The sequence below is a fragment of the Altererythrobacter sp. CAU 1778 genome (assembly GCF_054482795.1).
Genome location: NZ_JBTLRP010000001.1, coordinates 1,004,895 through 1,023,630, shown reverse-complemented (window position 1 = coordinate 1,023,630; position 18,736 = coordinate 1,004,895). Strand labels below are relative to the sequence as shown.

Below are 18,736 nucleotides of genomic sequence, written 5' to 3'. Positions count from 1 at the left end.
ACGATGACACAGTCAAAGCGCCGCGCCGGAACAAATCCCCCGCCCGGTTCGCTAGTCCGGCAAAGGAGATACGAATGTCGATCAAGGAAATGATCCGCGAGCATCCGCAGGTGGGTGCCGATTACAACGACCAGCTAGGAGAGGCGATCAAGCACGCCATGTATTGCGCGGCGATCTGCAACAGCTGCGCCGACGCCTGCAACGCGGAATCCGGCGATATGTCGGAATGCATCCGCAAGTGTTCCGACTGTTCGGACATCTGCCAGGCGGTCAGCAGGGTTGCAGCGCGCCGCACGGCGGGGAACACCGTCGTCATCAAGTCGCTGCTCGAAGCCTGCATCATTGCCTGCAAGGTCTGCGCGGAGGAATGCGCGAAGCACGACAACGACCATTGCCGTCGCTGCGAAAAGATGTGCCGCGAGTGCATGGAAGATTGCACCAAGGCATTGCAGGGAATGGTCGAGGCCGCCTGATTTGCTCGCGCGACTGAAGGCCTGGGCCAAAGCGCTCAAGGCCGAGGTCATGACAATGTGGCTGGCGGCGCGCGATCCTCGCGTTCCGCTGGCTGCGAAAATGGTGGCAGGTGCGGTGGCTGCCTATGCGTTGTCGCCGATCGACCTTATTCCCGATTTTATTCCCATCCTCGGCCTGCTGGACGATCTGCTGATCGTGCCTGCCGGCATCTGGCTGGCGCGACGTCTGATCCCCGCTCCGCTGCTCGCGGAACTTCGCAATCAAGCCGCCGCATACGAAAAGCCCCGCTCGATGGCGGGGCTTTTTGCTGTGCTGGCGATCTGGTTGTCCGGTCTGACTGCGATCGCCGTATGGTGGCGGTTCGGCTAGGCGGCGGCGCGCAGCTTGTTGAGCTTCTTCATCGCCATGCTGCGCTTCAGACGGCTGAGGTGATCGATGAAGAGGATGCCTTCGAGATGGTCCATCTCGTGCTGGATGCAGGTCGCCATCAACCCTTCCATAGCCTCTTCATGCGTATTGCCCTCAAGGTCCTGCCAGCGCACGCGGCAGGTCGCGGGGCGTTCCACGTCGGCGTAGATCTCCGGCACCGAGAGGCAACCTTCCTGATAGGTCGCGGTTTCTTCTGCCGGGTCGAGGATTTCAGGGTTCACGAACACGCGCGGCTCGTTCTTGACGGGATAATGCTTGTGACTGCCCTGCCCGTCCCCATGGTCGTGGCCGCAATCTTCCGGCTCTGCATCCATGTCGGGTTCCTGCAGGTCGATCACCAGCAGCCGGATCGGTTCGCCCACCTGGATCGCGGCAAGTCCGATTCCGTGCGCGTCGTACATGGTGTCGAACATGTCGTCGACGAGGGTCTTCAGCGAATCGTCGAAGGTTTCGACGGGCTTGCTGACTTGCTTCAGCCGGGGATCCGGCGCTTCGAGAATTTCGCGTATGGCCATGCCGGCAAGATAGTCGCAGGCCGCGCCGCTATCAAGATACCGGTCGCCTTGCCCGCAAAGCCTGCGCCAGCGTGCCTTCATCCAGATAATCCAGTTCCCCACCCACCGGCAGGCCGTGGGCGAGCTGGGTGATGCGGACGGGGAAGTCCTCCAGCCGCTCGGCAATGTAATGGGCGGTCGTCTGCCCTTCCAGCGTGGCGTTCATCGCAAGCACGACTTCATCGACTCCGCCAGCGCGCACACGCTCGATCAAAGGACCGATGGCGAGGTCTTCGGGCCGCACGCCTTCCAGCGCGGACAGGCGCCCGCCGAGCACGTGGTACTTGCCGGTAAAGAGCTTCGCGCGGTCGAGTGCCCACAGGTCGGCGACGTCCTCCACCACGCAGATGCTTCGGGTATCGCGCCTGGCGTCGGCACAGATGCCGCAGGGGTTGCGCGTGTCGACATTGCCGCAGATTTCGCATTCGACCAGCGTGCCCTGAACGGCGGCAAGCGCGTCGATCAGCTGGCCAAGGCTGCTGTCCCGCCGCTTGACCAGCCACAGCACCGCGCGGCGTGCGCTGCGGGGGCCGAGGCCGGGTAGCCGGGCCAGCGTGGCGCTGAGCGTCTCGATTTCCTGCGAAGCCATAGGTGGCAAAGATAGGGGCTTGCCCCGCGCGGCGGAAGTCCGCAGGGCCGGATTATGCGCATCATCTTCATGGGAACGCCCGAATTCGCCGTACCGACGCTGCGCGCGCTCCATCACGCCGCGCACGAGATCGTGTGTGTCTATACCCAGCCGCCGCGCCGCGCGGGCCGGGGCAAGAAGGAACAGCCCTCCCCCGTGCAGGTGGCGGCGGAAATGCTTGGCCTCGAAGTGCGCTCGCCCACCTCGCTCAAGTCAGCCGAGGAACAGGCGCGGTTCGCCGCGCTGGAGGCGGACGTCGCCGTGGTCGCGGCCTATGGCCTGATCCTGCCGCAACCGATCCTCGATGCGCCCAGACACGGCTGTCTCAACGTCCACGCCTCCATCCTGCCGCGTTGGCGCGGGGCCGCGCCGATCCACCGCGCGGTGATGGCGGGCGATCGCACCACCGGCGTCACCATCATGCAAATGGAAGCGGGGCTCGACACCGGGCCGATGCTGTCCACCGTGCGCACTCCGATCGAACGAAAGACCACCGGCGAACTGACGCAGGAATTGGCGGAAACCGGCGCGCAGGCCATGGTCGGCGCCTTGCGTGATCTGGCCATCCACGTGCCGGTGGCGCAAGACGACGAGGCAGCCACCTACGCAGCCAAGATCGACAAGGCGGAAGCGCGCATCGATTGGACCGAGGACGCGGAAACCATCGAACGCAAGGTGCGCGGGCTGGCACCCTTCCCGGGCGCATGGTTCGAAGCGGACGGGGAGCGGGTGAAGCTGCTGCTGGCGGAAGTTTGCGATGCTGCTTTCCCCGCAGAAAGCGCTGGTACCGTCTTGGACGACACCCTCGCCATCGCCTGCGGCACCGGCGCGATCCGGGCGCTGCGGCTCCAGCGCGCCGGAAAGCCCGCGATGAGCGCGGAGGAATTCCAACGCGGTCGCGCCATTGCCAAGGGCACGGTGCTCGCTTGACCCGTTTCGCGCTGACCCTGGAATTCGACGGTGGGCCGTTCTTCGGCCTGCAACGGCAGGACCATGGGCCGAGCGTGCAGCAGGCGGTGGAAGAGGCTGCCCATGCCGTGACGGGCGAAGCGATCACGATGCACTCCGCCGGGCGCACCGACAGCGGTGTGCACGCTCTCGCAATGCGCAGCCACATCGATGTGGAAAAGGACCTCACCCCGTTCCGGCTGAAGGAGGCGCTGAACGCGAAGCTACGCCCCCAGCCGATCGCCGTCACCCATGTCGAGGCGAAGCCGGACGACTGGCACGCGCGCTTTTCCTGCACGGGCCGCCGTTACCTCTACCGCATCCTAAATCGCCGTGCCCCGCCCGCCCTCGATGCCGGGAAGGTCTGGCACGAGCCGCGCGAACTCGATGCAGATGCCATGCACAAAGCCGCGCAGGCGCTGGTCGGACGCCACGATTTCACCACCTTCCGCTCCGTCCATTGCCAAGCGAAAGACCCGGTCAAAACGCTCGACCGGCTCGACGTGTCGCGACGGGGAGAGGAAGTGCATATCGAAGCCGACGCACGCAGCTTCCTGCACCATCAGGTCCGCTCGATGGTCGGCTGCCTCGCGCTGGTCGGGCTCGACCGCTGGCGGGTCGAGGACATGGCCGACGCGCTGAAGGCGCGCGACCGCGGCGCCCTGGGGTTGAACGCCCCGCCGCACGGCCTTTACTTCATCGAAGCGATTTACCCAGAGGAGAGAGAATGATGGCAACTACAGGCAAGCAGATATTCACGACGCTGGACCCCGGCGGCAAACTGACCGTCGAGGTGGCGGATGCGAGCTTCCCCGATCCAACCGGGAACCAGGTGCTGGTGAAAATGGAAGCGGCGCCGATCAACCCGAGCGACCTTGCACTGCTGTTCGGCCAGGCCGATCTCGACAATGCGGAATATTCGCCAGGCAAGATCGTCGCGGATATGCCCGAACCCTTCCTGTCCGGTATGAAGGCCCGTCACGGCCAGCGCCTGCCGGTGGGCAACGAGGGCGCGGGCACGGTCATCGCGACCGGCGACAGCGATGCGGCCAAGGCACTGATGGGCCAGCGTGTCGCCTGCGTTCCGGGGCACGCCTACAGCCAGTACGCGATTGCCGATGCGGGCTTTTGCCTGCCGCTGGGCGACCACACGGCGGAAGACGGGGCGAGCAGCTTCGTCAATCCCATGACCGCTCTCGGCTTTACCGAGACCGCGAAAATGGAAGGCTTCAGCGGGCTGGTACACATGGCCGCTGCCTCCAACCTCGGCCAGATGTTGCTCAAGATCTGCCAGGAAGACGGGATGCCGCTGGTGAACGTCGTCCGCAAGGAAAGCCAGGTCGATCTGCTGAAGGGCCTCGGCGCGGAGCACGTGGTCAACTCGTCTGACGACGATTTCATGTCGCAACTGCGTACCGCGATCGACGCGGCGGACGCCTACATGGGCTTCGATCCGATCGGCGGCGGAACGATGGTCGATGCTTGCTTCAAGGCGATGGAGCAGGTCGCCACGGCCAAGATGAAGGACTACAACCGCTACGGCTCCAACCAGCAGAAGCGGATGTATATCTATGGCAGGCTGGACCTGAGCCCGACGATTCTCAGCCCCAGCTACGGCTTCGGCTGGACCCTGTCCGGCTGGCTGCTGACGCCGTTCATGGGTCAGGCGGGACCGGAAGTGGTCGGACGGATGCGCAAGCGCGTTCTCGACAATCTCACCACGACCTTCGCCAGCAACTACAGCGCCAAGGTGGACCTGGAAGGCATGCTGACCAAGGAAGCTGCGACCACCTACCGCGCGATGCGCACGGGCGAGAAATATCTCGTCACGCCGCAAGGCTGATGGATCGATGCGCCCGGCTAGTTGTCGGGCGCATCCACCTGCAAGCCGTTCTCGTCGAGCCGGAAGTCGAGGTTCACGCCTTCGATCTCGGTCGAGACAGTGACCCCTTCCCCATCGCGGACGCGCAAACGCGTGCGATCGCCCAGCGGAATGTCCGCTTCCTCCGGCACGTCGAGCGGTTCGACCGGCGTTCCGGGATCTTCGGCCGGCTGAGCACTCGGCCTGGGAGCAGGCCGTGCAGGCGCGAGTTGCAGGGCACCGCGCATGAAATCCTTCCAGATGCGCGCTGGCAGGCCGCCGCCCGAAATGCCTCTCAGCGGGGAGTTGTCGTCATTGCCGATCCACACACCGACGACCAGATCGCCGGCGTAGCCGACGAACAGCGCGTCGCGATTGTCCTGCGTCGTCCCGGTCTTCCCGTAATTGGCGATGGGCAGCATGGCCGCACGGCCCGTTCCGCGATTGACCGCCTGCCGCAGCATTGCCTGCATATCGCTGTGTTCGCGGCCTGAAAGGCTGGACGGTCCGCTCACCAACCAATCGAGCCAACCCTGCTCTTCCTTGGCGATGCCATGCGCCACCACCGGCATCTGATTGCCCGCCACGGCGGCGTAGGCGCTGGTGAGTTCGAGCAGCGTGGTGCTTGCGGTGCCCAGCGCAACGCTGGGGTCGCCCGCCGGGATCGGTGAAGTCACCCCCAGCTTTCGCGCCATCGTGATCACGTCCTGGCTGCCGACTTCGTTGTAGAGACGCACGGCCGCGACATTGCTCGACTGCGCGAAACCGTCGGCCAGCGTGATGCCGTCCGAATAGCCGCCATTGACGTTCTTGGGACGGTAGCTGCCTTGCTCGATCGGGCTGTTGTCGATCGTGTCGTCCGGATCCCACCCTTCGTCGAGGGCGGCCAGATACACGAACAGCTTGAAGGTCGAGCCGGGCTGTCGCCGCGCTTGGGTGGCGCGGTTGAAGGACGACTTGGCGTAATCCTTCCCCCCGATCATCGCCACGACCTCGCCATTGGTCCGCATGGCGACCAGCGCCACCTGAGCCTCGCCCAGCGGCGCGCGGCGCACGACATCGCCGGCGAGCCGCTGCAACCGCGCGTCGAGCGTCGTGGTGAGCGTCTGGCGAGCATAGCCGACCTCCGACTGCGTGCGCGCCTGCGGCAGCGCCCAGTCGGCGAAATAGGTGCCGGTAGGCAGGTCGTTGCTGGCCCGCACGTCGATGGCAGGCACGCGCATCCGGTCCGCCTCAGCCTGCGTCAGATAGCCGGCCGCGACCATCGATCCGACCACCAGCTTCATCCGCTTGGCGGCAAGATCGGGATTGCGCGTCGGTGCCAGGCGCGACGGGGCCTGCAACAGCCCTGCCAGCATAGCTGCCTGTTCGGGCTTCAGCTTTTCCGGCTGGCGATAGAAATAATGCAGGCTCGCCGCGCGCAGGCCATAGGTGTTGTCGCCGAAATAGGCGTTGGAGAGATAGCGTTCGAGAATCTCGTCCTTCGTCAGCCAGCTTTCCAGCCAGAACGCGATCAGCATCTCGCGCGCCTTGCGGGTCATGCTGCGTTCGGGCGTCAGGAAGGTGAACTTGGCGAGCTGCTGGGTGATGGTCGACCCGCCGCCGTGCCCGGTCCATGCTGCGCGGGCGATGCCGCGCGGATCGACGCCCCAGTGGTCGTAGAAGCGACGGTCCTCGATCGCGATGAACGGTTCGATCACATGAGCCGGCAGCTTCGCCACCTCGACCGGAGCTTCCACCACCGCGCCGTTGCGAGCGATGGGCGTGCCGTCGCTTGCCAGAAGCGTGATCTGCGGCGGCGCAATGGGTTCGAGCGACTTGTTGAGCGGCGCTGTGACCGCCAGCCAAGCAACGATGAGGATGAGAAGGCCAAACACCACGGCCATCGCGCGGGAGGTCCAGAACCACCGCCCGCGCTTGCGGGTCTCGGTCTCTACCGGGTCGAAATACTGATCCTCGGGATCATCGTATCCGGCCTCCCCGACGTGAACGCCGAGCACACGGTCGAGCCAGCTACGCTCCCACAAGCGATCGAAATCGCTGCGCCTGGTCCGTGACCAGCGCTTTCGGTTGGGGGAATGAGATCGCATATCCATGCTGTGTTAGCTCAATAATACACTTTGCGGATTTGGCAAGGCGAGGCACTCTGATTCCCTCGAACTGGCGGCGTACCCATACAGCCCATTAACAGGAGATGTCACAAAGCCGGTGCCATAAAGCCATTCTTTACGAACCCCGCGTAACGCTTGGGACAACGGTAAGAAATCGGGTCGCAAATGTCATTTTCGAACTGGCTGAAGAAGCCGAAAATCAGATCGTTGTTGCTGCTCGATCTGATCGAGCACAAGGTTCCCGCGCGGGATGCGGACTGGTGGGCCCAGTGCAAGCTCAATCACACCGCGGCCTTCCCCTATTTGCGTTACGACATAGCGCGGACCGTGCTGTGCGTCGTCGTGCTACAACTGTTCCTGCCGTTCGTATTCGCTGCAGCGGTCGGCGTGATGGGTGCCGCGATCATCCTGCGCCAATGGCACATCGAACGCATGATCGCGGCGCAGACCCGCTCCAGCTCCGAGATTTACCGCGCCCTGAGGCACCTGGTGGTCATCCGCGCTATGTCTTGGTCGATCCCGATGGCGCTCGCGACGGCATTCGCGCCAGACCCGATGGTCCTGCCGCTGGTGGCGGCAGGAGTGATCATCATGGTGGTCGACAGCATGTGCATGATCGCCATGCCCAAGCGGTCGCTGCTGGCTGCCATCATCCAGTCGCTCGCGATCATCGTCCCGCTCGCCATTCGGGGTGGTGGGCCGAACCTCATCACGCTGGGCACCGTGGCATTCGGCCCGTTGTTTCTCCACTGGGCGCTGTTCAACCTGCACTACATGTTCGCCACCCGCCGCCTGCGGACCCGCACGCTGAGCGAAGCGAACGAGACCATCCAGCTGCTGCTAAACCAGTATGACGAGGACGGGAGCGACTGGCTGTTCGAATGCGACGCGGGAGGCCGCATCCTGCGCCCCAATCGCCGGTTCTGCGCAGCGGCGAAGTGCAAGCCGGAGCATCTCGACGGACTGCGCCTGTCGCTGCTGTTCGACGACAGCCCGCAGCGCGAGGAACTGCGCGAGATCGGCGACCGCGAGGCCACCTTCCGCAACCTCGTCCTGCCGTTGCAGATCGAAGGCGAGCAGCGGTGGTGGTCGATTTCCGCCCGCCCGGTCTACCATGCCGATGGCGAACTGGACTGCTGGCGCGGGTTCATCGCCGACGTCACGCGGACCCGACAGGCGGAGGAGAAGGTTACCTACATGGCGCATTACGATGTGCTGACCAATCTGCCCAACCGCAGCCTGTTCGCCACGACCCTGAAGCGCTGCTTCGCGCGGCGCGAAGCGGGGGACGTCTCGGCCGTTCTCTATATTGATCTCGATCACTTCAAGGCGATCAACGACACATACGGCCACGAAACCGGCGACCGCGTGCTGGCGGAAGCAAGTCGCCGGATCGAAGCTTCGGTCGAAACCCGCGCGATGGTTGCGCGCCTCGGCGGCGACGAGTTCGCGGTGCTGTTCGACCGCCTCGACGACCGGACGCAGGCGCTGAAGGCTGCGGAAGCCATCGTCACGGCGATGGATCAGCCGATCGTCATCGAAGGCCAGGTCATGCCGATCGGCGCGAGCGTCGGCGTCGCCTTCGCACCCGATAACGGGCTGGAGGGCGAAGACGTCCTGCGCGCTGCCGACCTTGCTCTCTACGACGCAAAGTCGCGTGGTAGGCGCGGGGCCAGCGTGTTCGATCCCGCGATGCAGACCGAGGTGCAGGATCGCCGCTCCATGGAGCTGGACCTGCGCGCCGCCCTCGCCCGCCGGGAGTTGGAACTGCATTACCAGCCGCTGATGGAGTTAGAAACCGGCGAAGTCGCCGGATACGAGGCCCTGCTGCGCTGGAACCATCCGACGCGCGGCCAGGTCAGCCCGACGGTGTTCATCGAGATTGCCGAGGAAACCGGGCAGATCGTCGACATCGGCGCGTGGGTCATTCGCGAAGCCTTGCAGGAATGCGCCAACTGGCCGGAGCACCTTTCGGTTTCGGTCAATCTCTCGCCCGCCCAGATGCGCAGCGGCGGGGTGCTGGGCACCGTTGTCAGCGCGCTGGCCGCAAGCGGCGTCGCACCGCATCGGCTGGAGCTGGAAATCACCGAGAACCTGCTGATGAAGGACAGCGAGGAAAACATCGCCCTGCTGCACAAGATCCGCGCGCTTGGCGTGCAGGTGGCGCTCGACGATTTCGGAACGGGTTATTCCTCGCTCAACTATCTTCGCAGCTTCCCCTTCGACAAGATCAAGATCGACCGCTGCTTCGTCAGCGACATTGCCAGCCGCGAAGACAGCGACGCGATCGTGGAAGCGGTCGTCAGCCTGGCGGGCAAGCTCAACATGCGGACCACGGCGGAAGGGGTGGAAAATCCCGAACAGTTGGAGCGCTTGCGCCAGACGGGCTGCACGCAGGTGCAGGGATTCCTGTTCAGCAAGGCGGTTCCGGCCAGCAAGCTGGGCCATGCCCGTGCACACGTGACCGACGCGGAAGCCACGCCGATCGCGCGTCCGCGTGCCGCCGCGCAGCGCGCGCCGGGGCAGGCAAGCACGGAAGCTCGCAAGCAAGGCGGCCGCGCCGCCTGAGGCTTACGCCTTGACGATGCTTTCGGGCAAATCGACGCCGAACACGCGCTGGTAGTATTCCGCCACCAGAGTGCGTTCCGCGTCGTCGCACTTGTTGAGGAAGGTCAGGCGGAAGGCGAAGCCGACATCCTTGAAGATATCCGCATTCTGCGCCCAGTTGATGACCGTGCGCGGGCTCATGACGGTCGAGATGTCGCCGTTGATGAAGCCCTGCCGCGTCAGCGCCGCCACCTTGATCATGTCCGCGATGGTCGCTGTGTCCGTATTCGGGTTCTTCGCCGCGACGATCTTCTGTTCGACCTCGGCATCGAGGTAGTTGAGCGCGACGACGAGGCTCCAGCGGTCCATCTGGCCCTGGTTGATCTGCTGCGTGCCGTGGTACAGGCCGCTCGTATCGCCGAGGCCGACCGTGTTGGCGGTGGCGAACAGGCGGAAGTTCGGGTCTGGCCGGATGACGCGGTTCTGGTCGAGCAGCGTCAGCTTGCCCTGCGCTTCCAGCACGCGCTGGATCACGAACATCACGTCGGGGCGGCCCGCGTCATATTCGTCGAACACCAGCGCGACCGGGTGTTGCAGCGCCCAGGGCAGCAGACCTTCGCGAAATTCGGTAACCTGCAATCCGTCGCGCAGCACGATGGCATCGCGCCCGATCAGGTCGATGCGGCTGATATGCGCATCGAGGTTGATGCGGATGCACGGCCATTTCAGCCGCGCCGCGATCTGTTCGATATGGGTCGACTTGCCGGTGCCGTGGTACCCCTGCACCATCACGCGGCGGTCGTAAGCGAAGCCTGCCAGCACGGCGAGCGTCGTGTCCGGATCGAACACGTAGTTCTCGTCGAAATCGGGCACCCGCTCGTCCGCTTCGCTGAAGGCGGGGACCATCATGTCGCTGTCGATGCCGAAGACTTCCCGCACGCTAAGCTGCGTGTCGGGGGCGGAAAGCCGCGTCTTGTCGCCGGCGTCGAAGGTCTTTTCGGTCATGTCGTTCATCGTGGCTTCGCCTATACGGCTGACGGGGCGCGGGCAAGACGGGTCTTGCCGAACATTCCCTTGCGCGCACGGAACCCTATATTGAGCGGCGTGAGCGAGCGCCCTTCCCTGTCCGGTTTCCTGTCGGAACGTGTCCGCCAGCGTCTGGTGACGCAGGTGCGCGGCGTTTTCAACGATACCTCTCACGGCGAAGCACCGGTCCCACCGTCGGACGACGCGCTGTTCGCGCCCGATACGCCGATCCGCATGGTTCATGCCGATCTGGTGGGCATGATGGTCGGCGGTTTTCGGGGGTTGTTGTTGCAGGTGCTGCACCCGCACGCGCTGCAAGGCGTGCTCGACCATTCGAACTACCGCACCGACGCGCATGGCCGCCTGCGCCGCACCGCAAGGTTCATCGCCACGACCACCTTCGGCCACCGCGACGATGCGTTGAAGGCCATCGCGCGGGTGAATGCGATCCATGCCCGCGTCTCCGGTACATTGCCCGACGGCACGCCCTATTCTGCTAGCGATCCACGAACGCTGGCCTTCGTCCACGTGGCCGAGGCGCTCAGCTTCCTCGCCGGGTACATGGCCTACGTGCGGCCCGATACGCCGCTGACCGAGCAGGACGAATACTTCCGCCAGTTCGCCGTCATCGCGCGGCTGCTCCATGCCGATCCGGTGCCGGTATCGCGCGCCGAGGCCGAAGCGTTGCTCGCCGATATGCGCGCCGACCTCAGCGGTTCGCCCGCCGCGCGCGAAGTCGCCCGTTTCGTGCTGGAAACCCGCCCCGAGGGCGTTCCGCCCGGCGTACAGCGCCTCGTCGGGGTCGCCGCGACAGGACTGCTACCAGCGTTTGCGCGGGTCGAACTTGGGCTCAAGCCGCCCAGCCTTTCCGCGCTCCCGGCACGCGCAGCCATGCGGGGCGCGGGGCGAACCCTTCGCTGGGCATTCCGACAGAACTGAGCGAGTTAAACCACGGTTGAGCGGCCGGATCGGGCGGGTTGTCCTATACCGCCTTGCCGCCATACCGACCGGTTGGTATGGCCGAAACCGTGATACCGAATCGTCCTTTCCGCCCCGCCCCGCAGAAGGCGCGCGATCACCTGCTGGAAGCCGGGGTAAAGCTCGTGCGGCAAAAGGGCTTCGCAGCCACGTCAGTGGGCGAACTTTGCGCGGAAGCGGGCGTGACGAAGGGCGCCTTCTTCCATCATTTTCCTTCCAAGGACGCGCTCGGCGTCGAACTGGCGCGGTACTGGAGCCGGTCGACCACGGGGTTTTTTGACGATGCGCCGTTCCGGCTGGAGAAGGATCCGGTCGACCGCATCCTCGCCTATCTCGACCTGCGCATCGCGCTGATCGGCGGACCGGCGGAGACGTTCAGCTGTGTTGCGGGCACGATGGTTCAGGAAAACTTCCGGTCCAGCGCGCCGATCCGCGCGGCCTGCCGCGAAAGCATCCTCGGCAATGCCGACCTCTTTACCGAAGATTTCGCGGAAGCCATCGCGCTTTATGCTGTCGATGCCGATCCCAGGAGCCTCTCGCTCCATATGCAGACAGTAATCCAGGGCGCTTTCATCCTCGCCAAGACGCAGGATGACGACGACGCTGCTGTCACCATCGCAGGCGACAGCTTGCGCCATCTCAAGCGCTATCTCGAGCTCCTGTTTCGGAAGGACTGAACACCATGCCCAGAATGATCTTCGTGAACCTGCCCGTCAGCGACCTGGCCCGATCGACCGAGTTCTACGAAGCACTAGGGTTCGAGAAGAACGAGAAATTCTCGTCGGAGCAGGCGTCGGGCATGGTCTGGTCGGAGGCGATCCACGTCATGCTGCTGAACCATGAATTCTACGCGAGTTTCACCGCCAAGACGATTGCGGACACTCATGCGACCAGCGGCGTTCTCAACTGCCTGTCGTTCGACAGCAAGGCGGACGTCGATGCGTTTCACGAGGCTGCGCGCGAAAACGGCGGCAAAGAGCCGCGCCCGGTCGAGGATCAGGGCTTCATGTACGGCGGCGCGCTGGAGGATCCCGATGGTCACGTCTGGGAGACGATGTGGATGGACCCGGCCGCGATCGAGCAAGGTCCGGAAGCCTTCGCGCAGGATAACGCCTGATGTCGATGCTGCGCGACGGCGCGGACGTCACCATAGGCGCCTATCGCTGGGTGCCGGAATTCGCGCAGGGCTTCGTTCGCGATCTGCGCCCGCGCTGGGCGTGCGAGGAAGCGGGCATTCCGTATCGCGAGAAGCTGGCCGATGTGACCGCGAAACCCGACTGGCTGAAAGCCGCGCAGCCGTGGTCGCAGGTGCCAGTACTCTACGATGGTAACGTGACCCTGTTCGAAAGCGGCGCAGCACTGCTGCACCTGGCGGAGAGAAGCGAACATCTTCTGCCCCGCGATCCGCAAGGGCGAGCGACAGCTGTCTCGTGGCTGTTTTCTGCCTTCAACACGATCGAACCGTCAATTTTCGAACACAGCAACGTCTCCCAGTTCGCGAAGAATGAGGAATGGGCGAAGCTGCGGCGGCCGGGCCTCGAACAATGGATCGGCAAGCGGCTCGCGCCGCTCGAAGAAAGGCTTTCGTCGCGCGATTGGCTGGGGGAGGCTTTTTCCGTCGCCGACATAGCGATGGTAACAACGCTGCGCCCGCTTCGGGGCACCGATATGCTCGCAGCGAAGCCGGCAGTGGCAGCATACCTCCAGCGAGGCACCACGCGCCCCGCTTTCCGGCAGGCGATGGCCGATCAGCTCGCCGCATTCGCCCGCCATCCCGACAACAAGGCCTGAAAGGAGAACCTCCCATGTACGTGAACGGATTCATTCTCGCCGTGCCGGCAGAAAACAAGCAGGCTTACAAGGATGTCGCAGAAAAGTTCTGGGACATCGCAAAGGAGTTCGGCGCGCTTTCCCAGATCGAGTGCTGGGAAGACGACGTGAAGGACGGACATACAACCGACTTCCGCCGCGCGACCAAAGCAGAGGACGGTGAGAAGATCGTGTTTTCCTGGGTCACCTGGAAGGACAAGGATACGGCGCAGGCCGCCGAGACGAAGATGATGGAAGACCCGCGCATGGCAGATTTTGGCGAAATGCCGTTCGACGGGAAGCGCATGGTCTACGGCGGGTTCGAGCCGCTGGTGGTCAAGGAGGTCTGAGCGATGGCGCAGGCCGATGCCGATCGCGGCACCTTCATCTGGTACGAACTGATGACCGCCGACGCCGATGGCGCCAAGGCGTTTTACGACCAAGTGGTCGGCTGGTCGATCGCCGAAGGGCCAGTCGGTGCCACCGACATAAATTACCGCATGATCCAGCGCAGCGACGGCGGCTTTGCCGGCGGCGTCCTGCAACTGACTGACGATATGCTTTCCGGCGGCGCGAAGCCTGGATGGTACGGATATGTCCATGTGTCCGATGTCGATGCGACGGCCAGCGCCTTCGTCGACGCAGGAGGGCAGATCTTCATGGAGCCGCATGATTTGGAAGGCGTTGGCCGCATGGCTTTCGTATCCGACCCGCAGGGTGCGCCGCTCTACCTGATGGACCCCACCCCTCCTCCCGACCAACCCGACGCCCGAAGCGACGTCTTCTCGGTCGACCAGCCGCAGCACATCCGATGGAACGAACTGTGGGTGCCGGACCAGGATGCCGCGGTCGCCTTCTATGCTGAGCTGTTCGGCTGGGTGCAGGAAGGCGCGACGGATATGGGGCCGATGGGCAAGTATCTGTTCCTGCAACATGGCGACACCGGGATCGGCGCGATCGGCCGTGCCGGGCCGGACGGCGACGGTCCGAGGTGGAGCTATTTCATCGGGGTCGACGATATCGACCGCGCTGTCACCGCGGTACAAACCGGCGGTGGCACAGTCGCGGGCGAACCGCAGGAAGTCCCCGGCGGCGAATTCACGACCTACTGCACCGACCCGCAGGGCGCTGCCTTCGGACTTGTCGGACCACGAAAGGGATAGACTATGGCCGAATTCACCTTCTACACCAATCCGATGAGCCGCGGGCAGATCGTGCGCTGGGCGCTGCACGAAGTCGGGGCCGACTACGAAACGCAGCTGGTCGACTGGCAGGCAAAGCCGGCCGATTTCGTCGCCGCCAATCCGATGGGCAAGGTTCCGACCATCATCCACCATCACGCCGATCACGACCACGTCGTCACCGAATGCGCGGCGATCTGCCACTACCTTGCAGAGGCGCACCCTGATTCCGGCCTGCTGCCGCAGCAGCACGAAAAGGCAGACTATTTCCGCCTGCTCTTCTTCGCCGCCGGACCGGTCGAACAGGCGGTGACCAGCCGCGCCATGGGCTGGAGCGTGGACGATCCGCAAAAGCAGGGAATGCTCGGCTTCGGAGATTTTGACCGCGCCATCGACACGTTCGAAACGCTGCTTGGCAACCGCGAGTTCGTCTGCGGCGACCGCTTCACCATGGCCGATGTCTATGTCGGCAGCCAGGTCGACTGGGGCCTGGCCTTCGGTTCCATCCCCAGCCGCCCCGGCTTCGATGCCTATGCTGAACGCGTCCGCGCGCGAGATGCCTACAAGGCGGCGAAGGCCATCGACATGCAGCTGATCGAGGAGAGCCAGCGTGGCTGACGAGCTTATCACGGTCTTGTGGTTCGACGGCGATGCGGAAGAAGCGGCGCAGTTCTACGCCGCGACCTTTCCCGACAGCAGCGTAGGCCAGCTGTTCCGCGCGCCGAGCGATTTTCCCGGCGGCAAGGCAGGCGATGCGCTGACAGTGGACTTCACCATCATGGGCCGCAGGTTTTCCGGCCTCAACGGCGGCGACCTGTTCAAGCCCAACGAAAGCATCAGCTTCATGGTCGTGACCGAGGATCAGGCGGAGACCGACCGCTACTGGGACGCGATTGTCGGCAATGGCGGGCAGGAAAGCGCCTGCGGCTGGTGCAAGGACAAATGGGGTTTCAGCTGGCAGATCACCCCGCGCACCTTGCTCGAAGCGAACCAGGCGGGCGGCGAGGAAGCCAAACGCGCATTCGAGGCAATGATGAGCATGACGAGGATCGATGTCGCCGCCATCGACGCCGCGCGCGCAGGAGGACGTTCGTGAACGAGCTATCGGTGACCGAATATATTGCTGCCTCGCCGGACAAGGTGTGGGACGTCATGGCCAACCGTCAGGACGAATGGTTCTGCCCGGCCCCGTGGCGGAGCGAGACCATCGTGCAGGAAAAGCGCGCAGGCGGCGCCTATCGCAGCATCTTTCGCGGACCCGACGGCGAGGAAATGCCGCAGGAAGGGATTTATCTGGCCTGGGAAGAAGGCCGGATGTTCGCCACGACCGAGGCGGTCACGCCGGAACTCCAGCCGAACGAGCCTTTCATGATCGGTATCTGGGAGGTCGCCCCCGAAGGCACGGGGACGCGCTTCACCGCGCGTGCGCGACACTGGACCGAGCAAGCGCGCCAGACTCACGAGGACATGGGCTTCGAACAGGGCTGGTCGGCCGCCGCCGCACAGTTGAAGGGAATTTGCGAAAGCGAAGCGGCGTAGGCGAAGCTGCTAGCCGATTGCAGCCGATTTCCTGAGCAGTTGATACGCCTCTACCACGCGGCCTAGGCGTTCTTCATACGCGCGATCGCCACCGTTCTGGTCAGGATGGTAGCGGCGGACCAGCTCGGTATACCGTCGGCGCAGGCGGCGGCGGTCCGTATCGCGCCCGAGCCCCATGGTTTGCAGCGCCGCGATTTCTTCGCGGTCGAAGCCCCCTGCATTCTCTGCAGCCGCCATGGCGCGTTCTGCCTGATGACGGGCGCGGTCCCTGATCCCGGCCGCTCGGGCGTTTATCGCGTCGAGCGGATCGTCGTAATCCGCCCAGCGCGGCATCCCGTCGAAGGCCCTGGACGCATTGAATGCCCGCGTATCGCGCTGCCACCCGGCGGCGGGATGGTGCGCGGCGAGCATTTCTTCCGCGCTCATCCCCTCGAACCAGTCATACCCCGAATTGAATTCGCGCACGTGGTCGAGGCAGAACCAGCGCCAGTCGCCCGGTCCATCGAAGCTGGAGGCGCGCGGTCCGGGCGCGCGGAATTCGCCGGGCTCGCGACAGCCGGGGGCGTCGCAAGTTCGCTCCGCGCCTTCGTGGCGGCCATGGAATCTGCTGGTTCGCATCGGCATAGGATGGGCATGGACAGGCGCGAAGGGAACCCCCAAATAGCCTGTCATGGCAGGACAGATGCAATTGGAGATGGAGCGGCTGCTGACACAGGCCTTCGCTCCCACCGCGCTCGACGTGATCAACGACAGCGCCAAACATCGCGGCCATTCGGGCGATGACGGCAGCGGGGAATCGCATTTCACGATCCTGATCGAAAGCCCCGAGTTCACGGGCAAATCGCGGCTGGAACGCCAGCGCATGGTCAACCGCGCGCTGGGCGACATTCCGGGCGAGCGCGTTCACGCCATCGCGATAAAGGCCAGCGCGCCGGAGGAAACCACATGATCGAACAGACCATCACCCCCGTCACTCACGATCTCGGCCAGTTCCAGGTTCGCCGTGCCCTGCCCTCGCGCGCAAGGACCATGGTGGGTCCGTTCATCTTCGTCGACCAGTTCGGTCCGGCACAGCTCGACATCGGTTCGGGCATGGACGTGCGCCCGCATCCGCACATCAATCTCGCGACGGTCACCTGGTTGTTCGAAGGGGCGATCGACCATCGCGACAGCATCGGCAGCTTCGCCACCATCCGCCCGGGTCAGGTGAACCTGATGACCGCCGGGCGCGGCATCGTGCATTCGGAGCGCAGCCCGCAGGAAGACCGTGAGACCGGGCCGAAGCTTTACGGAATGCAAACCTGGCTCGCCCTGCCCGACGGGCGCGAGGAACTCGATCCCGCGTTCGAAGCCGTCAGCAACCTGCCTCTGGTGGAAGGCGATGGCGCCAGTGCACGCATCATCATGGGCAACCTGTGGGGCGAGCGGGCGCCGGTCACCACCTATGCCGACACGATCTACGCCGAAGTCATGCTCGACGCGGGCGGCAAACTGCCGGTCGAGGCGGAGGCGGACGAGCGCGCCGTCATGCTGGTCGGCGGCGAAGCTGCCATCGACGGGCAGGCACTGACGCTTTACGAACTCACGGTGCTGGCACCGGGCGCTGCCATGACGCTATCCAGCGATAAGGGCGGGCGCGTGATGCTGCTGGGCGGAGAGGCCTTCACCACCAAGCGCCATGCGTGGTGGAATTTCGTCAGTTCCGACCGCGACCGCATTCGCCAAGCGCGCGACGACTGGCAGGCGGGTCGCTTCCCCAAGGTTCCCGGCGACGAGGAGGAATGGATTCCTATTCCCGAGAAGCCCAACACGGTCAGCTACCCATGACCGGCGACGGCATGGCCTTCACGGACAAGACGATCTGGATCACAGGTGCCAGCAGCGGCATCGGTGCGGCTCTGGCGCGCGAATGGTCGGCGCGCGGCGCGAAGCTGGTGCTATCGGGCCGGGACGAGGCGCGGCTGGCAGAAGTCGCTGCCGAATGCCCGACAGACACGCTGATCCTGCCCTTCGACGTGCGCGACGATGCCGCGCTGGCCCATGCGGTCCGCAAAGCCTTGGCATGGTCCGACATCGACGGTCTGGTCGCCAATGCGGGCGTGTCGCAGCGCGCCACCGCGCTCGCTTCCGACATGCAGGTTTATCGCGACATCATCGACATCGATCTGACCGCGCAGATCGCCCATGCGCAGGCTCTTCTGGCGCATATGGTCGAACGTGGCAGCGGGCATCTGGTGTTTATCTCCAGCGTCGCGGGCAAGGTCGGCGTGCCGCTGCGAACCGCCTATTGTGCGGCCAAGTTCGGCCTTGCCGGCTATGCCGACGCGTTGCGCGGTGAACTGTCGCAGAGCGGCGTTCAGATTCACGTCGTCTACCCCGGCTCGGTCGCCACGAACGTCAGCCGCAATGCGCTGACCGCCGATGGGGCGCGGCGCGGCAAGAGCGACCGGGCGATCGAAGAGGGTATTCCCGCACACGAAGCCGCGCGCAAGATGATCGATGCCATCGCCGCAGGCACGCGCGAGATCATCGTGGCGCGCGGTGCGGAACGCGAGATGGCCGAAGCGCGGCGCACACCCGATGCGCTGTTCGACCAGGTCGCGGCGATGGTCGCGCGCGGATATGTCGAGAAGATGGAAGCGGAGTAGCAG

At 64.6% G+C, this 18,736-nt stretch carries 23 protein-coding genes; 18 read left to right on the top strand and 5 right to left on the bottom strand.

What is annotated here, in order from left to right; translation table 11 throughout:
• Positions 1 to 74 precede the first annotated feature (74 nt).
• Both ACXYN8_RS04740 and ACXYN8_RS04735 read left to right on the top strand, forming a co-directional pair.
• Positions 75 to 473: a four-helix bundle copper-binding protein gene (locus ACXYN8_RS04740; RefSeq protein ID WP_458888162.1), complete on the top strand. Its 399-nt coding sequence runs from the start codon at positions 75 to 77 to the stop codon at positions 471 to 473.
• Between the two features lie 49 nt (positions 474 to 522).
• Positions 523 to 843, top strand: a complete 321-nt coding sequence (locus tag ACXYN8_RS04735) for a YkvA family protein (protein WP_458888161.1) — start codon at positions 523 to 525, stop codon at positions 841 to 843.
• Here ACXYN8_RS04735 and ACXYN8_RS04730 read toward each other — a convergent pair.
• Together ACXYN8_RS04730 and recR are read right to left on the bottom strand one after the other, a co-directional pair.
• Positions 840 to 1,418, bottom strand: coding sequence for a peptide deformylase (locus ACXYN8_RS04730; protein WP_458888160.1), 579 nt, complete (start codon positions 1,416 to 1,418; stop codon positions 840 to 842). The genes ACXYN8_RS04735 and ACXYN8_RS04730 overlap by 4 nt on opposite strands.
• Before the next feature lie 31 nt (positions 1,419 to 1,449).
• Positions 1,450 to 2,046 (bottom strand): recombination mediator RecR, encoded by a 597-nt coding sequence (gene recR / locus ACXYN8_RS04725; protein ID WP_458888158.1) that lies wholly within the window; start codon positions 2,044 to 2,046, stop codon positions 1,450 to 1,452.
• A gap of 54 nt (positions 2,047 to 2,100) precedes the next feature.
• Between recR and fmt the strand changes: the two genes are divergently transcribed.
• From fmt to ACXYN8_RS04710, 3 genes are read left to right on the top strand one after another with little or no spacing between them, the layout of a single operon-like run.
• Positions 2,101 to 3,015 carry a methionyl-tRNA formyltransferase gene (fmt, locus tag ACXYN8_RS04720; RefSeq protein WP_458888157.1) on the top strand — a complete coding sequence of 305 codons (915 nt, stop codon included), beginning with the start codon at positions 2,101 to 2,103 and terminating at the stop codon, positions 3,013 to 3,015.
• Positions 3,012 to 3,764 (top strand): tRNA pseudouridine(38-40) synthase TruA, encoded by a 753-nt coding sequence (gene truA, locus ACXYN8_RS04715; protein ID WP_458888156.1) that lies wholly within the window; start codon positions 3,012 to 3,014, stop codon positions 3,762 to 3,764. Before fmt ends, truA begins: the two co-directional genes overlap by 4 nt.
• Positions 3,764 to 4,876 carry a zinc-binding dehydrogenase gene (locus ACXYN8_RS04710; RefSeq protein ID WP_458888907.1) on the top strand — a complete coding sequence of 371 codons (1,113 nt, stop codon included), beginning with the start codon at positions 3,764 to 3,766 and terminating at the stop codon, positions 4,874 to 4,876. Before truA ends, ACXYN8_RS04710 begins: the two co-directional genes overlap by 1 nt.
• Positions 4,877 to 4,893: 17 nt before the next feature.
• Here the strand turns inward: ACXYN8_RS04710 and ACXYN8_RS04705 are convergent, their stop codons facing one another.
• The gene (locus ACXYN8_RS04705) at positions 4,894 to 6,984 is read right to left on the bottom strand and encodes a transglycosylase domain-containing protein (RefSeq protein WP_458888155.1); all 2,091 of its coding nucleotides are present in this window, start codon (positions 6,982 to 6,984) and stop codon (positions 4,894 to 4,896) included.
• Between the two features lie 186 nt (positions 6,985 to 7,170).
• On the opposite strand from ACXYN8_RS04705, the gene ACXYN8_RS04700 reads away from it, so the two are divergent.
• The gene (locus ACXYN8_RS04700; protein WP_458888154.1) at positions 7,171 to 9,573 is read left to right on the top strand and encodes a putative bifunctional diguanylate cyclase/phosphodiesterase; all 2,403 of its coding nucleotides are present in this window, start codon (positions 7,171 to 7,173) and stop codon (positions 9,571 to 9,573) included.
• Between the two features lie 3 nt (positions 9,574 to 9,576).
• Here ACXYN8_RS04700 and cobS read toward each other — a convergent pair whose 3' ends face one another.
• Complete coding sequence (gene cobS, locus ACXYN8_RS04695; RefSeq protein ID WP_458888153.1) at positions 9,577 to 10,566, bottom strand: cobaltochelatase subunit CobS; 990 nt, start codon at positions 10,564 to 10,566, stop codon at positions 9,577 to 9,579.
• 90 nt (positions 10,567 to 10,656) lie between these two features.
• On the opposite strand from cobS, the gene ACXYN8_RS04690 reads away from it, so the two are divergent.
• The 9 genes from ACXYN8_RS04690 (at position 10,657) to ACXYN8_RS04650 (ending at position 16,085) form a co-directional block, all read left to right on the top strand.
• Positions 10,657 to 11,517 (top strand): oxygenase MpaB family protein, encoded by an 861-nt coding sequence (locus tag ACXYN8_RS04690; protein ID WP_458888152.1) that lies wholly within the window; start codon positions 10,657 to 10,659, stop codon positions 11,515 to 11,517.
• Positions 11,518 to 11,594: 77 nt separating this feature from the next.
• The gene (locus tag ACXYN8_RS04685) at positions 11,595 to 12,233 is read left to right on the top strand and encodes a TetR/AcrR family transcriptional regulator (protein ID WP_458888151.1); all 639 of its coding nucleotides are present in this window, start codon (positions 11,595 to 11,597) and stop codon (positions 12,231 to 12,233) included.
• A gap of 5 nt (positions 12,234 to 12,238) precedes the next feature.
• The gene (locus ACXYN8_RS04680; RefSeq protein ID WP_458888150.1) at positions 12,239 to 12,673 is read left to right on the top strand and encodes a VOC family protein; all 435 of its coding nucleotides are present in this window, start codon (positions 12,239 to 12,241) and stop codon (positions 12,671 to 12,673) included.
• Entirely contained in the window at positions 12,673 to 13,347 is a 675-nt protein-coding gene (locus ACXYN8_RS04675) for a glutathione S-transferase family protein (protein WP_458888149.1), read from the top strand. The genes ACXYN8_RS04680 and ACXYN8_RS04675 overlap by 1 nt, the downstream gene beginning before the upstream one ends.
• 14 nt (positions 13,348 to 13,361) lie before the next feature.
• On the top strand, positions 13,362 to 13,715 hold the full coding sequence (locus ACXYN8_RS04670) for a DUF1428 domain-containing protein (RefSeq protein WP_458888148.1): 354 nt from the start codon (positions 13,362 to 13,364) through the stop codon (positions 13,713 to 13,715).
• A 3-nt stretch (positions 13,716 to 13,718) separates the two neighbouring features.
• Positions 13,719 to 14,528, top strand: a complete 810-nt coding sequence (locus ACXYN8_RS04665) for a VOC family protein (RefSeq protein ID WP_458888147.1) — start codon at positions 13,719 to 13,721, stop codon at positions 14,526 to 14,528.
• Positions 14,529 to 14,531: 3 nt separating this feature from the next.
• Entirely contained in the window at positions 14,532 to 15,164 is a 633-nt protein-coding gene (locus tag ACXYN8_RS04660; protein WP_458888146.1) for a glutathione S-transferase family protein, read from the top strand.
• Positions 15,157 to 15,642: a VOC family protein gene (locus ACXYN8_RS04655; RefSeq protein WP_458888145.1), complete on the top strand. Its 486-nt coding sequence runs from the start codon at positions 15,157 to 15,159 to the stop codon at positions 15,640 to 15,642. The genes ACXYN8_RS04660 and ACXYN8_RS04655 overlap by 8 nt, the downstream gene beginning before the upstream one ends.
• Complete coding sequence (locus ACXYN8_RS04650; RefSeq protein WP_458888144.1) at positions 15,639 to 16,085, top strand: SRPBCC domain-containing protein; 447 nt, start codon at positions 15,639 to 15,641, stop codon at positions 16,083 to 16,085. Before ACXYN8_RS04655 ends, ACXYN8_RS04650 begins: the two co-directional genes overlap by 4 nt.
• 9 nt (positions 16,086 to 16,094) lie before the next feature.
• Here the strand turns inward: ACXYN8_RS04650 and ACXYN8_RS04645 are convergent, their stop codons facing one another.
• Entirely contained in the window at positions 16,095 to 16,703 is a 609-nt protein-coding gene (locus ACXYN8_RS04645) for a DnaJ domain-containing protein (protein WP_458888143.1), read from the bottom strand.
• A 52-nt stretch (positions 16,704 to 16,755) separates the two neighbouring features.
• Between ACXYN8_RS04645 and ACXYN8_RS04640 the strand changes: the two genes are divergently transcribed.
• The 3 genes from ACXYN8_RS04640 to ACXYN8_RS04630 are packed head-to-tail and all read left to right on the top strand — an operon-like array spanning position 16,756 to position 18,733.
• Positions 16,756 to 17,034 (top strand): BolA family protein, encoded by a 279-nt coding sequence (locus ACXYN8_RS04640; RefSeq protein WP_458888142.1) that lies wholly within the window; start codon positions 16,756 to 16,758, stop codon positions 17,032 to 17,034.
• The gene (locus ACXYN8_RS04635; RefSeq protein ID WP_458888141.1) at positions 17,031 to 17,912 is read left to right on the top strand and encodes a pirin family protein; all 882 of its coding nucleotides are present in this window, start codon (positions 17,031 to 17,033) and stop codon (positions 17,910 to 17,912) included. The genes ACXYN8_RS04640 and ACXYN8_RS04635 overlap by 4 nt, the downstream gene beginning before the upstream one ends.
• Entirely contained in the window at positions 17,909 to 18,733 is an 825-nt protein-coding gene (locus ACXYN8_RS04630) for an SDR family NAD(P)-dependent oxidoreductase (protein WP_458888140.1), read from the top strand. The genes ACXYN8_RS04635 and ACXYN8_RS04630 overlap by 4 nt, the downstream gene beginning before the upstream one ends.
• The last annotated feature ends 3 nt before the right edge of the window (positions 18,734 to 18,736 follow it).

Bases quoted from the DNA above. Each gene is read 5' to 3' on its own strand.
- ACXYN8_RS04740 (WP_458888162.1), top strand. From the start codon at position 75: ATGTCGATCAAGGAAATGATCCGCGAGCATCCGCAGGTGGGTGCCGAT.
- ACXYN8_RS04735 (WP_458888161.1), top strand. From the start codon at position 523: ATGACAATGTGGCTGGCGGCGCGCGATCCTCGCGTTCCGCTGGCTGCG.
- ACXYN8_RS04730 (WP_458888160.1), bottom strand. From the start codon at position 1,418: ATGGCCATACGCGAAATTCTCGAAGCGCCGGATCCCCGGCTGAAGCAA.
- recR (WP_458888158.1), bottom strand. From the start codon at position 2,046: ATGGCTTCGCAGGAAATCGAGACGCTCAGCGCCACGCTGGCCCGGCTA.
- fmt (WP_458888157.1), top strand. From the start codon at position 2,101: ATGCGCATCATCTTCATGGGAACGCCCGAATTCGCCGTACCGACGCTG.
- ACXYN8_RS04710 (WP_458888907.1), top strand. From the start codon at position 3,764: ATGGCAACTACAGGCAAGCAGATATTCACGACGCTGGACCCCGGCGGC.
- ACXYN8_RS04705 (WP_458888155.1), bottom strand. From the start codon at position 6,984: ATGCGATCTCATTCCCCCAACCGAAAGCGCTGGTCACGGACCAGGCGC.
- ACXYN8_RS04700 (WP_458888154.1), top strand. From the start codon at position 7,171: ATGTCATTTTCGAACTGGCTGAAGAAGCCGAAAATCAGATCGTTGTTG.
- cobS (WP_458888153.1), bottom strand. From the start codon at position 10,566: ATGAACGACATGACCGAAAAGACCTTCGACGCCGGCGACAAGACGCGG.
- ACXYN8_RS04685 (WP_458888151.1), top strand. From the start codon at position 11,595: ATGGCCGAAACCGTGATACCGAATCGTCCTTTCCGCCCCGCCCCGCAG.
- ACXYN8_RS04680 (WP_458888150.1), top strand. From the start codon at position 12,239: ATGCCCAGAATGATCTTCGTGAACCTGCCCGTCAGCGACCTGGCCCGA.
- ACXYN8_RS04675 (WP_458888149.1), top strand. From the start codon at position 12,673: ATGTCGATGCTGCGCGACGGCGCGGACGTCACCATAGGCGCCTATCGC.
- ACXYN8_RS04670 (WP_458888148.1), top strand. From the start codon at position 13,362: ATGTACGTGAACGGATTCATTCTCGCCGTGCCGGCAGAAAACAAGCAG.
- ACXYN8_RS04665 (WP_458888147.1), top strand. From the start codon at position 13,719: ATGGCGCAGGCCGATGCCGATCGCGGCACCTTCATCTGGTACGAACTG.
- ACXYN8_RS04660 (WP_458888146.1), top strand. From the start codon at position 14,532: ATGGCCGAATTCACCTTCTACACCAATCCGATGAGCCGCGGGCAGATC.
- ACXYN8_RS04645 (WP_458888143.1), bottom strand. From the start codon at position 16,703: ATGCGAACCAGCAGATTCCATGGCCGCCACGAAGGCGCGGAGCGAACT.
- ACXYN8_RS04640 (WP_458888142.1), top strand. From the start codon at position 16,756: ATGGCAGGACAGATGCAATTGGAGATGGAGCGGCTGCTGACACAGGCC.
- ACXYN8_RS04635 (WP_458888141.1), top strand. From the start codon at position 17,031: ATGATCGAACAGACCATCACCCCCGTCACTCACGATCTCGGCCAGTTC.
- ACXYN8_RS04630 (WP_458888140.1), top strand. From the start codon at position 17,909: ATGACCGGCGACGGCATGGCCTTCACGGACAAGACGATCTGGATCACA.